Annotated in this window: 11 protein-coding genes, 1 tRNA gene and 1 pseudogene; all 13 read right to left on the reverse strand. The window is 56.2% G+C overall.

Features of this window, described 5'->3' with window-relative positions:
• Positions 1–77 (reverse strand): annotated as a pseudogene (locus BBF94_RS28100) (GTP-binding protein); the annotation flags it as partial.
• 33 nt (positions 78–110) lie between these two features.
• Positions 111–2258, reverse strand: a complete 2148-nt coding sequence (fusA, locus tag BBF94_RS26650) for an elongation factor G (RefSeq protein ID WP_065261905.1) — start codon at positions 2256–2258, stop codon at positions 111–113.
• 30 nt (positions 2259–2288) lie between these two features.
• A complete protein-coding gene (rpsG, locus tag BBF94_RS26655) occupies positions 2289–2762 on the reverse strand; it encodes a 30S ribosomal protein S7 (protein WP_007957592.1) in 474 nt (157 codons plus the stop codon).
• Positions 2763–2871: 109 nt separating this feature from the next.
• Positions 2872–3243, reverse strand: a complete 372-nt coding sequence (gene rpsL / locus BBF94_RS26660) for a 30S ribosomal protein S12 (RefSeq protein WP_003186084.1) — start codon at positions 3241–3243, stop codon at positions 2872–2874.
• A gap of 215 nt (positions 3244–3458) precedes the next feature.
• Positions 3459–7658, reverse strand: coding sequence for a DNA-directed RNA polymerase subunit beta' (gene rpoC, locus BBF94_RS26665; protein WP_065261906.1), 4200 nt, complete (start codon positions 7656–7658; stop codon positions 3459–3461).
• 63 nt (positions 7659–7721) lie between these two features.
• On the reverse strand, positions 7722–11795 hold the full coding sequence (rpoB, locus tag BBF94_RS26670; protein WP_065261907.1) for a DNA-directed RNA polymerase subunit beta: 4074 nt from the start codon (positions 11793–11795) through the stop codon (positions 7722–7724).
• A 219-nt stretch (positions 11796–12014) separates the two neighbouring features.
• Positions 12015–12386 (reverse strand): 50S ribosomal protein L7/L12, encoded by a 372-nt coding sequence (gene rplL / locus BBF94_RS26675; protein WP_065261908.1) that lies wholly within the window; start codon positions 12384–12386, stop codon positions 12015–12017.
• Between the two features lie 78 nt (positions 12387–12464).
• On the reverse strand, positions 12465–12965 hold the full coding sequence (gene rplJ, locus BBF94_RS26680; RefSeq protein ID WP_040071288.1) for a 50S ribosomal protein L10: 501 nt from the start codon (positions 12963–12965) through the stop codon (positions 12465–12467).
• A 200-nt stretch (positions 12966–13165) separates the two neighbouring features.
• Positions 13166–13861 (reverse strand): 50S ribosomal protein L1, encoded by a 696-nt coding sequence (rplA, locus tag BBF94_RS26685; protein ID WP_065261909.1) that lies wholly within the window; start codon positions 13859–13861, stop codon positions 13166–13168.
• A complete protein-coding gene (gene rplK / locus BBF94_RS26690) occupies positions 13861–14292 on the reverse strand; it encodes a 50S ribosomal protein L11 (RefSeq protein WP_003228756.1) in 432 nt (143 codons plus the stop codon). The genes rplA and rplK overlap by 1 nt, the downstream gene beginning before the upstream one ends.
• Positions 14293–14409: 117 nt before the next feature.
• Positions 14410–14943 carry a transcription termination/antitermination protein NusG gene (gene nusG, locus BBF94_RS26695; protein ID WP_007957598.1) on the reverse strand — a complete coding sequence of 178 codons (534 nt, stop codon included), beginning with the start codon at positions 14941–14943 and terminating at the stop codon, positions 14410–14412.
• A 9-nt stretch (positions 14944–14952) separates the two neighbouring features.
• Entirely contained in the window at positions 14953–15321 is a 369-nt protein-coding gene (gene secE / locus BBF94_RS26700; protein WP_007916493.1) for a preprotein translocase subunit SecE, read from the reverse strand.
• Positions 15322–15366: 45 nt separating this feature from the next.
• Positions 15367–15442, reverse strand: a tRNA-Trp gene (locus BBF94_RS26705).
• Between the last annotated feature and the right edge of the window lie 102 nt (positions 15443–15544).

The following is a 15544-nucleotide window of genomic DNA, read 5'->3' on the forward strand; positions in this document are numbered from 1 at the left end:
GTTTTACCGTGGTCAACGTGGCCGATGGTGCCAACGTTTACGTGAGGTAGGGAACGATCAAATTTTTCTTTAGCCACGACAATTAACTCCTAGCCTAAAGGGGGGCTGAATCAGCCTTGTTTTTTAACGAGAGCTTCGACGATGTTCGACGGAGCTTCGGCGTATTTGGAGAATTCCATGGAGTAGCTCGCGCGACCCTGAGACATGGAACGAACGTCGGTTGCGTAACCGAACATCTCTCCGAGCGGAACTTCAGCACGAACGACACGGCCGGAGACCGAGTCTTCCATGCCCTGAACCAGACCACGACGGCGGTTCAGGTCACCCATCACGTCACCCAGGTAGTCTTCCGGAGTAACGACTTCCACCTTCATGATCGGCTCGAGAACCACGCCACCACCCTTCTGGGCCAGTTGCTTGGTTGCCATCGAAGCAGCGACCTTGAACGCCATCTCGTTGGAGTCGACGTCATGGTAGGAACCGTCAAACACGGTAGCCTTCAGGCCGATCAGCGGATAGCCGGCAACAACGCCGTTCTTCATCTGCTCTTCGATACCCTTCTGGATCGCCGGAATGTATTCCTTAGGAACCACACCACCAACAACTTCGTTGGTGAAAACCAGACCTTCGGTGATGTTGCCTTTTTCGTCGGCATCCGGTTCCGAGAAGCGGATCCAGCAGTGACCGAACTGACCACGACCACCCGACTGACGAACGAACTTGCCTTCGATCTCGACGTTGGACTTGGTGATCTTCTCGCGGTACGAAACCTGTGGCTTGCCGATGTTGGCCTCGACGTTGAACTCGCGCTTCATGCGGTCAACGAGGATGTCCAGGTGCAGCTCACCCATACCGGAGATGATGGTCTGACCGGTTTCTTCATCGGTCTTGACGCGGAACGACGGGTCTTCCTGAGCCAGCTTGCCCAGTGCGATACCCATCTTCTCCTGGTCCTGCTTGGTTTTCGGCTCGACGGAGAGCGAAATCACAGGCTCAGGGAAATCCATACGCTCGAGGATGATCGGCTTGTCGGCGTTGCACAGGGTATCACCGGTGGTGACGTCCTTCATGCCGATCAGAGCGGCGATATCGCCCGCACGCACTTCCTTGATTTCTTCACGCTGGTTGGCGTGCATCTGCACCATACGACCCACGCGCTCTTTCTTGCCCTTGACCGAGTTGATGACGGAGTCACCGGAGGTCAGGAAGCCCGAGTAAACGCGAACGAAGGTCAGAGTACCCACGAACGGGTCGGTGGCAATCTTGAACGCCAGTGCCGAGAACGGCTCGTCGTCATCAGCGTGACGCTCGTCGTATTGCTCTGGCTTGACTTCGTCTTTCGGAACGTCGATCAGATCAGGGTGGATACCCTTGATCGCAGGGATCTCGGTCGGAGCAGGCAGAAAGTCGATAACAGCGTCGAGAACCAGGGGAACACCCTTGTTCTTGAACGACGAACCGCAGACAGCCGGAACGATCTCGCTGGCCAGGGTGCGCGCACGCAGGCCTGCCTTGATCTCTTCGACGGACAGCTCACCTTCTTCAAGGTACTTGTTCATCAGTTCTTCGCTGGCTTCGGCAGCAGCCTCAACCATGTTGTTGCGCCACTCGTTGGCCAGCTCTACCAGATGCGCAGGAATTTCTTCCTCACGATAGGTAGTGCCCTTGTCGTCTTCGTTCCAGTAGATAGCCTTCATCTTGATCAGATCAACCTGACCTTCGAAGTTATCTTCTGCACCGATGGCCAGCTGGACCGGAACCGGGGTGTGACCCAGACGGTTCTTGATCTGACCGACAACGCGCAGGAAGTCCGCGCCGGCACGGTCCATCTTGTTCACGTAAACAACACGTGGAACGCCGTACTTGTTGGCTTGACGCCATACGGTTTCGGACTGAGGCTCGACACCGGAGGTGCCGCAGAAAACAACGACAGCGCCGTCGAGTACGCGCAGGGAACGCTCTACTTCAATGGTGAAGTCAACGTGACCCGGGGTATCGATAACGTTTACGCGATAGTTGTCATACTGACCACGGGAACCTTTCCAGAAAGTGGTAACAGCAGCGGAAGTAATGGTAATACCCCGCTCCTGCTCCTGCACCATCCAGTCGGTGGTCGCGGCGCCATCATGCACCTCGCCCATTTTGTGGCTCAGACCTGTGTAAAACAGGATCCGCTCGGTAGTAGTGGTCTTGCCCGCGTCAACGTGAGCACAGATACCAATGTTACGGTAGCGGTTGATTGCAGTAGTACGAGCCATAAAGCCCTCGCAAAATTAGTGAAGCTAAAATTAGAAGCGGTAGTGCGAGAAAGCCTTGTTAGCTTCGGCCATACGGTGCACGTCTTCACGCTTCTTAACAGCAGCACCTTTACCTTCAGCAGCATCCAGCAGTTCGCCAGCCAAACGCAGAGCCATGGACTTCTCGCCGCGCTTGCGGGCGAAGTCTACCAGCCAGCGCATTGCCAGAGCGTTACGACGCGAAGGACGAACTTCAACCGGAACCTGGTAAGTAGCACCGCCAACACGGCGCGACTTCACTTCGACCAGCGGAGCGATGGCGTCGAGTGCTTTTTCGAAGAGTTCCAGGGGATCGGTGCCGGTCTTGCGAGCTGCAACGGTTTCCAGGGCACCATAAACGATACGTTCGGCAACGGCTTTCTTGCCGCTTTCCATAACGTGGTTCATGAATTTGGCGAGGATTTGGCTTCCGTATTTCGGATCGTCCAGAATCTCACGCTTTGCTGCTACGCGACGTCTTGGCATTGATAAGCCCTCAAACGGTCTTCAGGTTAGTTCGGGACAGATCCGCGAGGATGCGCGCCCGACCTTACTCTTATCGACTCAGTAAAATAAAAAACTGCAAAACGACCGATTACTTCGGACGCTTGGTACCGTACTTCGAACGACCCTGGTTACGGCCTTTAACGCCGGAAGTATCCAAGGAGCCGCGAACGGTGTGGTAACGAACACCTGGCAAGTCTTTTACACGACCGCCACGAATCAGAACCACGCTGTGCTCTTGCAGGTTGTGGCCTTCACCACCGATGTACGAGGAAACCTCGAAACCGTTGGTCAGACGCACACGGCATACTTTACGCAGTGCCGAGTTAGGTTTTTTCGGCGTAGTGGTGTACACACGGGTGCACACGCCACGACGTTGCGGGCAGTTCTGCAGCGCAGGTACGTCGGATTTCTCGACGATACGCTTACGCGGCTGACGTACCAGCTGGTTGATAGTTGCCATCTACTAGCTCCACTGTTGTCTTGCGACGCTATTGTCTTGCAAGAAAAGCAAAATGGCAGGAACGGATTCCCGCCAAATTTAGGGGATCAAGAGTCTAAAGAGGATCTTGCCCCCAGTCAAGGCAAGGCCCCGACCTCCCCGCCCATCGAACTTCGACAAACTGTCTCGATTCGATGAACGGCGCGATCAGGGCCTCAGCTCATTTATCGCAGAACTCAGTTACCGCTCGAGTTCAGCGCTTCGGTCAGTGCAGCTTCCACTTCACTGGCGCTTACGCGCAACGGTTTGTCCGCATCACGACGACGCTTGCGCTCGCTGTGATAAGCCAGACCGGTACCAGCCGGGATCAGACGACCCACGACCACGTTTTCTTTCAGGCCGCGCAGGTAATCGCGCTTGCCGGTTACCGCCGCTTCGGTCAGTACGCGGGTGGTTTCCTGGAAGGAAGCCGCCGAGATGAACGATTCGGTCGACAACGACGCCTTGGTGATACCCAGCAGAACGCGGGTGAACTTGGCGACAAACTTGTCTTCCGCATTCAGACGCTCGTTCTCTACCAGTACGTGAGTCAGTTCCATCTGGTCGCCCTTGATGAAGCTGGAATCGCCGGATTCAGAGATCTCAACCTTACGCAGCATCTGACGCAGAATGGTCTCGATGTGCTTGTCGTTGATCTTCACGCCTTGCAGACGGTAAACGTCCTGGATTTCGTTCACGATGTACTTGGCCAGCGCGCTGACACCCAGCAGACGCAGGATGTCGTGAGGATCGCTCGGGCCGTCGGAGATAACTTCGCCGCGGTTTACCTGTTCGCCTTCGAACACGTTCAGGTGACGCCACTTCGGAATCAGCTCTTCGTACGGATCGCTACCGTCGTTCGGAGTGATGACCAGACGGCGCTTGCCCTTGGTCTCTTTACCGAACGCGATGGTGCCGCTGACTTCAGCCAGGATCGACGCCTCTTTTGGACGACGGGCTTCGAACAGGTCGGCTACACGCGGCAGACCACCGGTGATGTCGCGAGTCTTCGAAGTCTCTTGCGGAATACGCGCAACAACGTCACCCACCGCGATCTGAGCACCATCCGCCACACCAACCAAAGCGTTGGCAGGCAGGAAGTACTGAGCCGGAACGTCGGTACCTGGCAACAACAGATCCTTGCCGTTGGCGTCGACCATCTTCACGGCAGGACGAATATCCTTGCCGGCAGCCGGACGATCTTTCGGATCGAGCACTTCGATGTTGGTCATACCGGTCAATTCGTCGGTCTGACGCTTGATCGTGATGCCTTCTTCCATGCCCACGAAGGTCACAGTACCTTTCATCTCGGTAACGATCGGGTGAGTGTGCGGATCCCACTTGGCCACGATGGCACCAGCGTCGACCTTGTCACCTTCTTTAACCGAAATCACCGCACCGTACGGCAGCTTGTAACGCTCGCGCTCACGACCGAAGTCATCTGCGATCGCCAGCTCACCGGAACGCGACACAGCAACCAGGTTGCCATCCACACGCTCAACGTGCTTCAGGTTGTGCAGACGGACTGTACCGCCATTTTTCACCTGAACGCTGTCGGCCGCGGAAGTACGGCTCGCCGCACCACCGATGTGGAACGTACGCATCGTCAGCTGGGTACCCGGCTCACCGATGGACTGGGCAGCGATTACGCCGACCGACTCACCGATGTTCACCAGGTGACCACGAGCCAGGTCACGGCCGTAGCACTTGGCGCAGATGCCGTAGCGGGTTTCGCAGCTGATAGGCGAGCGCACGATCACTTCGTCGATGCTGTTCAGCTCGATGAACTCGACCCACTTCTCGTCTACCAGGGTGCCCGCCGGAACGATGACGTCCTCGGTGCCCGGCTTGAATACGTCACGGGCAATGACACGACCCAGTACACGTTCACCCAACGGTTCTACAACGTCGCCGCCTTCAATGTGCGGAGTCATCACCAGGCCGTGCTCGGTGCCGCAATCGATCTCGGTCACGACCAGATCCTGCGCCACGTCTACCAGACGACGAGTCAGGTAACCGGAGTTAGCGGTTTTCAACGCGGTATCCGCCAGACCCTTACGAGCACCGTGGGTCGAGATGAAGTACTGGAGTACGCTCAGACCTTCACGGAAGTTCGCGGTAATCGGCGTTTCGATGATGGAACCGTCCGGCTTGGCCATCAGACCACGCATACCGGCCAGCTGACGAATCTGTGCTGCGGAACCCCGCGCACCCGAGTCGGCCATCATGTACATCGAGTTGAACGATTCCTGCTCGACTTCGTCACCGTGACGGTCGATGACTTTCTCTTTCGAGAGGTTGGCCATCATCGCCTTGGAAACTTCGTCGTTCGCTTTCGACCAAAGGTCGATCACTTTGTTGTACTTCTCGCCCTGGGTTACCAGGCCGGAGGCGTACTGGCTCTCGATTTCTTTCACTTCATCGGTGGCAGCACCGATGATGCGAGCTTTCTCGTCCGGGATGACGAAGTCGTTCACACCGATGGAAACACCGGAAATGGTCGAGTAGGCGAAACCGGTGTACATCAACTGGTCAGCGAAGATCACGGTCTCTTTCAGACCCACCACGCGGTAGCACTGGTTGATCAGCTTGGAGATCGCCTTTTTCTTCATCGGCAGGTTGACGACGTCGAACGACAGACCTTTTGGCACAACCTGGAACAGCAGCGCACGGCCGACGGTGGTGTCGACGATACGGGTGTTGTTAACGCTGTTGCCGTCACGGTCGTTCACGGTTTCGTTGATACGAACCTTGATCTTGGCGTGCAATGCGGCTTCGCCGGCACGGAACACACGGTCAACTTCCTGCAGATCCGCGAACACACGACCTTCGCCCTTGGCGTTGATCGCTTCACGAGTCATGTAGTACAGACCCAGTACAACGTCCTGCGACGGAACGATGATTGGCTCACCGTTGGCTGGCGACAGAATGTTGTTGGTCGACATCATCAACGCACGCGCTTCGAGCTGGGCTTCCAGTGTCAGCGGTACGTGCACGGCCATCTGGTCGCCGTCGAAGTCGGCGTTGTACGCGGCGCAGACCAGAGGATGCAGCTGAATAGCCTTGCCTTCGATCAGTACCGGTTCAAACGCCTGGATACCCAGACGGTGGAGGGTCGGTGCACGGTTGAGAAGAACCGGGTGTTCGCGAATCACTTCAGCGAGAACGTCCCAGACCTCTGGCAGTTCGCGCTCGACCATTTTCTTGGCCGCTTTGATGGTGGTCGCCAGACCACGCATTTCCAGCTTGCCGAAAATGAACGGTTTGAACAGCTCCAGAGCCATCTTCTTCGGCAGACCGCACTGGTGCAGACGCAGGGTCGGGCCTACGGTAATTACCGAACGACCGGAGTAGTCAACGCGCTTACCGAGCAGGTTCTGACGGAAACGACCCTGCTTACCCTTGATCATGTCGGCCAGGGATTTCAGAGGACGCTTGTTCGAACCGGTGATGGCGCGGCCGCGACGACCGTTGTCGAGCAGTGCATCGACAGCCTCCTGCAACATACGCTTTTCGTTGCGCACGATGATGTCCGGAGCGGACAGATCCAGCAGGCGCTTCAAACGGTTGTTACGGTTGATCACTCGACGATACAGATCGTTGAGGTCGGAAGTCGCGAAGCGACCGCCATCCAGTGGGACCAGTGGACGCAGATCCGGCGGCAGAACCGGCAGAACGGTCAGCACCATCCACTCTGGCAGGTTGCCGGAACCCTGGAAGGCTTCCATCAACTTCAGACGCTTGGACAGCTTCTTGATCTTGGTTTCAGAGTTGGTTTGCGGAATTTCTTCACGCAGACGACCAATCTCGTGTTCCAGGTCGATAGCGTGCAGCAGTTCGCGAACAGCCTCGGCACCCATACGGGCGTCGAAATCGTCACCGAACTCTTCCAGCGCTTCGAAGTACTGCTCGTCGTTCAGCAGCTGACCTTTTTCAAGCGTGGTCATGCCCGGATCGATAACGACATAGCTCTCGAAGTAGAGAACGCGTTCGATATCACGCAGGGTCATGTCCATCAGCAGGCCGATACGGGACGGCAGCGATTTCAGGAACCAGATATGGGCAACCGGCGAAGCCAGTTCGATGTGCGCCATGCGCTCACGACGAACCTTGGCCAGTGCAACTTCAACGCCGCACTTCTCGCAGATCACACCACGATGCTTCAAGCGCTTGTACTTACCGCACAGGCACTCGTAATCCTTTACCGGGCCAAAGATCTTGGCGCAGAACAGACCGTCACGCTCAGGCTTGAACGTACGGTAGTTGATGGTTTCCGGTTTTTTAACTTCACCGAACGACCACGAGCGGATCATCTCAGGCGAGGCCAATCCGATACGGATGGCGTCGAACTCTTCGACTTGACCCTGGTTTTTCAGCAAATTCAGTAGGTCTTTCAAGGCCTTTCCTCCTGGCGGAGCAGAGAGCGGGCAGTCCTGCCCCGCTCTCGATCGCGTCACGTGTTATTCGGTTTCCAGATCGATATCGATGCCGAGGGAACGAATTTCCTTGATCAACACGTTGAAGGACTCGGGCATGCCCGGCTCCATACGGTGATCGCCGTCCACGATGTTTTTGTACATCTTGGTCCGACCGTTCACATCGTCCGACTTCACTGTGAGCATTTCTTGCAGAGTGTAAGCAGCACCGTATGCTTCCAGTGCCCAGACCTCCATCTCCCCGAAACGCTGACCACCGAACTGCGCCTTGCCACCCAGCGGCTGCTGGGTAACCAGGCTGTACGAACCGGTAGAACGCGCGTGCATCTTGTCGTCTACCAAGTGGTTCAGCTTCAGCATGTACATGTAGCCAACGGTAACTGGACGCTCGAACTTGTTGCCGGTACGGCCGTCGGTCAGCTGCATCTGGCCGCTTTCTGGCAGATCCGCCAGTTTCAGCATGGCCTTGATTTCAACTTCCTTGGCACCGTCGAACACCGGAGTGGCCATAGGAACGCCGCCACGCAGGTTCTTCGCCAGATCCAGGATCTCCTGATCGGAGAAGCTGTCCAGATCTTCGTTGCGACCGCCGATCTGGTTGTAGATCTCGTCCAGGAAAGTACGCAGCTCAGCGACTTTGCGCTGCTCTTCGACCATCCGGTTGATCTTCTCGCCCAAGCCCTTGGCTGCAAGGCCCAGGTGGGTTTCAAGGATCTGACCGACGTTCATACGCGAAGGTACGCCCAGCGGGTTCAGGACAACGTCGACCGGGGTGCCATTGGCATCGTGCGGCATGTCTTCAACCGGCATGATCACAGAGACCACACCCTTGTTACCGTGACGACCGGCCATCTTGTCGCCCGGCTGGATGCGACGACGGATTGCCAGATAAACCTTGACGATCTTCAGTACGCCCGGAGCCAGGTCATCGCCCTGCTGCAGCTTGCGCTTCTTGTCTTCGAACTTGTCGTCCAGCAGACGGCGGCGATCAACGATGTAGGCCTGAGCCTTCTCGAGCTGCTCGTTCAGAGCATCTTCAGCCATGCGCAGTTTGAACCACTGACCATGCTCGAGACCGTCGAGCACTTCGTCGGTGATGTCCTGACCTTTCTTCAGACCCGCGCCGCCTTCGGCCTTGTGGCCTACCAGAGCGGAACGCAGACGTTCGAAGGTTGCGCCTTCAACGATGCGGAACTCTTCGTTCAGATCCTTGCGGATCTCGTCCAGCTGGGACTTTTCGATCGACAGGGCACGGCTGTCGCGCTCAACGCCATCACGGGTGAAAACCTGAACGTCGATGACAGTACCTTTGGTGCCGGTCGGCACGCGCAGGGAAGTGTCTTTAACGTCGCTGGCCTTCTCACCGAAAATTGCGCGAAGCAGCTTTTCTTCCGGCGTCAGTTGAGTCTCGCCTTTCGGAGTGACCTTACCGACCAGAATGTCGCCCGGGCCGACTTCGGCACCTACGTAAACGATACCGGCTTCGTCCAGTTTGTTCAGTGCAGCCTCACCCACGTTCGGGATGTCCGCAGTGATTTCCTCTGGGCCAAGCTTGGTGTCACGAGCCACACAGGTCAGTTCCTGGATGTGGATCGTGGTGAAGCGGTCTTCCTGAACCACACGCTCGGACAGGCAGATGGAGTCTTCGAAGTTGAAGCCGTTCCATGCCATGAACGCGATGCGCATGTTCTGACCCAGAGCCAGTTCACCCATGTCGGTGGACGGACCGTCGGCCATGATGTCACCACGCTGAACGCGATCACCCTTGCTCACCAGCGGACGCTGGTTGATGCAGGTGTTCTGGTTCGAACGGGTGTACTTGGTCAGGTTGTAGATGTCGACACCCGCTTCGCCGGTTTCAACTTCGTCATCGGCAACACGGACCACGATACGGCTGGCATCAACGGAGTCGATCACGCCGCCGCGGCGAGCCACGACGCAAACGCCGGAGTCGCGAGCCACGTTACGTTCCATGCCGGTACCTACCAGCGGCTTGTCGGCACGCAGGGTTGGTACAGCCTGACGCTGCATGTTCGAACCCATCAACGCACGGTTGGCGTCGTCGTGCTCGAGGAACGGAATCAGCGACGCCGCAACCGAAACTACCTGCTTCGGCGAAACGTCCATCAAAGTGACTTCTTCAGGCGCCTTGACGGTGAATTCGTTCAGATGACGTACGGCTACCAGTTCGTCGACCAGGACTTTCTGCTCGTTCATGGTCGCCGAAGCCTGCGCGATCACATGATCGGCTTCTTCAATAGCGGACAGGAACACGATGTCGTCGGTGACCACACCCTCTTTCACCACGCGGTACGGGCTCTCGAGGAAGCCGTACTGGTTGGTGCGTGCATAAGCAGCCAGCGAGTTGATCAGACCAATGTTCGGACCTTCCGGCGTTTCAATCGGGCAAACACGACCGTAGTGGGTCGGGTGAACGTCGCGGACTTCGAAGCCTGCACGCTCACGAGTCAGACCACCAGGGCCGAGTGCAGAAACGCGACGCTTGTGGGTGATCTCGGACAGCGGGTTGTTCTGGTCCATGAACTGCGACAGCTGGCTGGAACCGAAGAACTCTTTCACCGCCGCCGCAACCGGCTTGGCGTTGATCAGGTCCTGCGGCATCAGGCCTTCGCTTTCGGCCATCGACAGACGCTCCTTGACCGCGCGCTCAACGCGTACAAGGCCAACACGGAACTGGTTCTCGGCCATTTCGCCTACGCAGCGAACACGGCGGTTACCCAAGTGGTCGATGTCATCGACGATGCCTTTGCCGTTACGGATATCGACCAGGGTCTTCAGGACCGCAACGATATCTTCCTTGCTCAGGACACCGGAACCTTCGATTTCGGTGCGACCGATACGACGGTTGAACTTCATCCGGCCGACCGCAGAGAGGTCATAACGCTCAGCGCTGAAGAACAGGTTGTTGAACAGCGTTTCGGCAGCGTCTTTGGTTGGCGGCTCGCCTGGACGCATCATGCGATAGATCTCGACCAGCGCTTCCAATTGGTTGCCGGTGGAGTCGATCTTCAGCGTGTCGGAAATGAACGGACCGCAGTCGATGTCGTTGGTGTACAGGGTTTCAAGACGAACCACACCGGCCTTGGCGACTTTCGCCAGAACTTCGGTTGTCAGCTCGGTGTTGCACTCTGCCAGGATCTCACCGGTTGCCGGATGCACGATGACCTTGGCAGTGGTGCGACCCAGGACGTAGTCCAGAGGTACATCCAGCTCCTTGATCCCGGCTTTTTCCAGTTGGTTGATGTGACGGGCAGTGATACGACGACCCTGTTCGACAATCACCTTGCCATTGCCGTCCTGGATGTCGAGGACCGCTACTTCACCACGCAGGCGCTGAGGCACCAGCTCCAGGCTCAGGCTTTCGCCCTTAACGTGGAATACGTTGGTGGTGTAGAACGCGTCCAGAACTTCTTCGGTGGTATAACCGAGCGCGCGCAGCAATACCGAGGCCGGCAGTTTGCGGCGACGGTCGATACGTACGAATACGCAGTCTTTCGGGTCGAATTCGAAATCCAGCCACGAACCGCGGTAAGGAATGATGCGTGCGGAGTACAGCAGTTTGCCGGAGCTGTGCGTCTTGCCACGGTCGTGGTCGAAGAACACGCCCGGGGAGCGGTGCAACTGGGAAACGATCACACGCTCGGTACCGTTGATTACGAAGGTACCGTTCTCAGTCATCAGGGGGATTTCACCCATGTAGACTTCTTGCTCTTTGATGTCCTTGATCGCTTTGTTCGACGATTCTTTGTCGAAAATGATCAGGCGCACTTTTACCCGCAAAGGTACGGCGAAAGTTACACCGCGCAATACGCATTCTTTGACATCAAATGCCGGTTCGCCCAGGCGATAACCGACATACTCCAGCGCAGCATTGCCGGAGTAGCTGATGATCGGGAAAACGGATTTGAAGGCCGCATGCAGGCCCACGTCGCGGAACTGATCTTTAGTCGCTCCCGCTTGCAAGAATTCACGATACGAATCCAGCTGGATGGCCAGGAGGTAAGGCACATCCATGACGTCCGGCAACTTGCTAAAGTCCTTGCGGATACGTTTTTTCTCAGTATATGAGTAAGCCATCAGCGTTCCCCAGCTTGGTCACCTGCTTGTTTGGCCCCTCCCGGCGGGAGCAGCCAGAAAATCGTGCAAACCCCATGGTTTGCGCCACCACATCGGGTGGTTCAGCTCGTCATCAGCACCGACCTGGTCGGCTGCCAATAACGGAAAAAGGCCGGTGGCATAAGCCACCAGCCATCAGCCTTTCGCTTGACGCTCGGGCTGGAGGAGCAAAGTCGATGCTTACTTCAGCTCGACTTTAGCGCCTGCTTCTTCCAGCTTCTTCTTGGCGTCTTCAGCAGCTTCTTTCGAAACGCCTTCAGCTACAACCTGAGGAGCGCCGTCGACTTTCTCTTTGGCTTCTTTCAGGCCCAGACCGGTCAGTTCACGAACTGCCTTGATCACGTTTACTTTCTTGTCGCCGGCTTCAACCAGAACAACGTTGAACTCGGTTTGCTCTTCAGCAGCAGCGGCAGCACCAGCAGCTGGACCAGCAGCTACGGCAGCAGCAGCGGTCACGCCGAAGGTTTCTTCCATTGCCTTGATCAGCTCAACGATTTCCATTACGGATTTCTGGCCGATCGCTTCGATGATTTGCTCGTTAGTCAGAGACATGACTCAATTCCTGAATTGGGGGACAGCCTGTGCGGCCATCGAAATAAACAAAAAACGCGAGAGAGGAAACGCTCAGCCTCAGGCTGCAGCAGCTTCTTTCTGGTCGCGAATTGCCGCCAGAGTACGAGCCAATTTGCTGGTAGCGCCTTGAATCACGCTCATCAGCTGAGAAATTGCTTCGTCGCGGGTCGGCAGAGTTGCCAATACGTCGATCTGGTTAGCTGCGAGGAACTTGCCCTCGAACGCAGCTGCCTTGATTTCGAACTTGTCCTGACCCTTTGCGAACTCTTTGAAGATACGGGCAGCAGCGCCCGGGTGTTCTTTCGAGAATGCAATCAGGGTCGGGCCTTTGAACACGTCGTTGAGAACCGAGTACTCGGTGCCTTCAACGGCGCGCTTGAGCAGGGTGTTACGCACGACACGTACATAAACACCAGCTTCGCGGGCCTCTTTACGGAGTCCGGTCATCGCGCCTACTGTTACGCCACGGGCATCGGCCACGACAGCGGACAGAGCGACTTTGGCAGCCTCGTTGACTTCAGCGACGATGGCCTTCTTGTCTTCGAGTTTAATTGCCACGGGTTTAACTCCTGCTTGTTACCGTTTCATTCGATCGAAACCGAATGTCGTTTTGGTGTCTGATTCGGTAAGGAATCGGGAGCACCATCTGCGTAGGCTTGATGGTTTAAGACTTGCGTCGCCTACGGTCTTGGATAGCCCCCGCCAGGCAGGGACCCCAATTTTTTCAATTGACGCGAATAATCGCGTCAACGCTTGTCTTACGCGTTCAGCGAGCTCTGGTCGATGACCAGGCCTGGACCCATGGTGGTGCTCAGGGTAACGCGCTTGACGTAGATACCTTTCGAGGAAGCTGGCTTGATACGCTTCAGATCAGCGATCAGAGCTTCAACGTTTTCCTTCAGCTTGCCAGCTTCGAAGCCGACCTTGCCAACGGAAGTGTGAATGATGCCGTTTTTGTCGGTGCGATAACGAACCTGACCAGCCTTGGCGTTTTTGACCGCGTTGGCTACGTCTGGCGTTACGGTACCGACTTTCGGGTTAGGCATCAGGCCACGTGGACCGAGGATCTGACCCAGTTGACCTACAACGCGCATGGCATCCGGAGATGCAATTACTACGTCGTAGTTCAGGTCGCCACCTTTCATTTCGGCAGCCAGGTCATCCATGCCTACACGGTCAGCGCCGGCAGCCAGAGCGGCTTCAGCAGCTGGACCCTGGGTGAATACGGCAACGCGAACGGTCTTGCCAGTGCCATGCGGCAGCACAGTAGCGCTACGAACGACCTGATCGGATTTACGCGGATCCACACCCAGGTTAACGGCGATGTCAAAAGACTCGACGAACTTGGCAGCTGGCAGCGAAGCCAGCAGAGTTGCGGCCTCTTCGAAGTTGTAGGCCTTGCCTGCTTCGATTTTTTCGGCAATAGCCTTTTGGCGCTTGGTCAGCTTAGCCATTACACACCCTCCACGTTAAGGCCCATGCTACGAGCAGAACCGGCGATAGTACGCACGGCTGCATCCATATCAGCTGCAGTCAGATCCGCGTTTTTGGTTTTCGCGATTTCTTCCAGCTGAGCACGGGTAACAGTGCCAACCTTAACGGTGTTCGGACGAGCGGAGCCGCTGGTCAGACCGGCCGCCTTCTTCAGCAGAACCGAAGCAGGGGTGGATTTGGTTTCGAAAGTGAAGCTGCGGTCGCTGTAGACAGTGATGATCACTGGAGTCGGCAGACCAGCTTCCAGACCCTGGGTACGGGCGTTGAAAGCCTTGCAGAATTCCATGATGTTCACGCCGTGCTGACCCAAAGCAGGACCAACAGGTGGGCTTGGGTTAGCCTGAGCGGCCTTCACTTGCAGCTTGATGTAAGCGGTAATCTTCTTGGCCATGAGGCACTCCAATTACGGGTTCGAACGCCTCGAGAGGCTCCCCGGTTACTTGCGCGTTTATCCCAGTGACGACAAAACCCCACAGCCTAGGGCTGCGGGGTTGGGATGCTTGCTCAGTTAGACCTTTTCGACCTGACTGAACTCCAACTCTACCGGGGTAGAGCGACCGAAAATGAGCACAGCCACCTGGATCCGGCTCTTCTCGTAGTTAACTTCTTCAACGACACCATTAAAGTCTGCAAACGGTCCGTCATTGACGCGAACAGTTTCGCCCGGCTCAAACAGCGTCTTCGGCTTCGGCTTGTCACTGCCGTCAGCAACGCGACGCAGGATAGCTTCCGCTTCTTTATCAGTGATTGGTGCAGGCTTGTCAGCGGTACCACCGATAAAACCCATCACACGAGGAGTATCCTTGACCAAGTGCCAAGTACCCTCATTCATATCCATCTGAACCAGCACATAACCTGGGAAGAATTTGCGCTCACTCTTGCGTTTCTGGCCATTACGCATCTCAACCACTTCTTCAGTGGGAACCAGAATTTCGCCGAAGCCATCTTCCATGCCAGCCAGCTTTACACGCTCAATCAGCGAGCGCATGACATGCTTCTCGTAACCCGAGTAAGCATGCACAACGTACCAACGCTTAGCCACGGGACACCCTTAGCCGACAATCAAGGAAACGAGCCAACCCAGCAGGGAATCAAGACCCCACAACAACAACGCCATAACCAAAACAACAGCCACGACGATCAACGTGGTCTGAGTGGTTTCTTGACGGGTTGGCCATACGACTTTACGAATTTCGGTGCGAGCTTCCTTAACCAGTACAAAGAAAGACTTGCCCTTGGCAGTCTGCAGGCCTACAAAGGCAGCCACAGCAGCAATGACAAGCAAAGCGAGTACACGGTACAGGATCGGCGAAGCAGAATAATACTGATTGCCTACAACGCCAACAACCACCAAAGCGACCACTACAAGCCACTTAAGCAGATCGAAGCGAGAGCCTTGAGCTTCAGCTTTAGGAGTCATCTATGAGGATCCTGTGAAAAGAAAGCCAGACACACCTGGTGAATCTGGCAGGTCAGGAGGGAATCGAACCCCCAACCTACGGTTTTGGAGACCGTCGCTCTGCCAATTGAGCTACTGACCTAAAACAAAATCAGGCCGACCATTATGCCGGCCCGAAAAATACATTACAACTACTTATTCGATGATTTTGGCTACGACGCCAGCGCCGACGGTACGACCGCCT

This window comes from Pseudomonas bananamidigenes (genome assembly GCF_001679645.1).
GTDB classification, from domain to species: domain Bacteria; phylum Pseudomonadota; class Gammaproteobacteria; order Pseudomonadales; family Pseudomonadaceae; genus Aquipseudomonas; species Aquipseudomonas bananamidigenes.

Excerpts from the sequence above, each read along its gene's own strand:
- fusA (WP_065261905.1), bottom strand. The coding sequence starts at position 2,258 with ATGGCTCGTACTACTGCAATCAACCGCTACCGTAACATTGGTATCTGT.
- rpsG (WP_007957592.1), bottom strand. The coding sequence starts at position 2,762 with ATGCCAAGACGTCGCGTAGCAGCAAAGCGTGAGATTCTGGACGATCCG.
- rpsL (WP_003186084.1), bottom strand. The coding sequence starts at position 3,243 with ATGGCAACTATCAACCAGCTGGTACGTCAGCCGCGTAAGCGTATCGTC.
- rpoB (WP_065261907.1), bottom strand. The coding sequence starts at position 11,795 with ATGGCTTACTCATATACTGAGAAAAAACGTATCCGCAAGGACTTTAGC.
- rplL (WP_065261908.1), bottom strand. The coding sequence starts at position 12,386 with ATGTCTCTGACTAACGAGCAAATCATCGAAGCGATCGGCCAGAAATCC.
- rplA (WP_065261909.1), bottom strand. The coding sequence starts at position 13,861 with ATGGCTAAGCTGACCAAGCGCCAAAAGGCTATTGCCGAAAAAATCGAA.
- rplK (WP_003228756.1), bottom strand. The coding sequence starts at position 14,292 with ATGGCCAAGAAGATTACCGCTTACATCAAGCTGCAAGTGAAGGCCGCT.
- secE (WP_007916493.1), bottom strand. The coding sequence starts at position 15,321 with ATGACTCCTAAAGCTGAAGCTCAAGGCTCTCGCTTCGATCTGCTTAAG.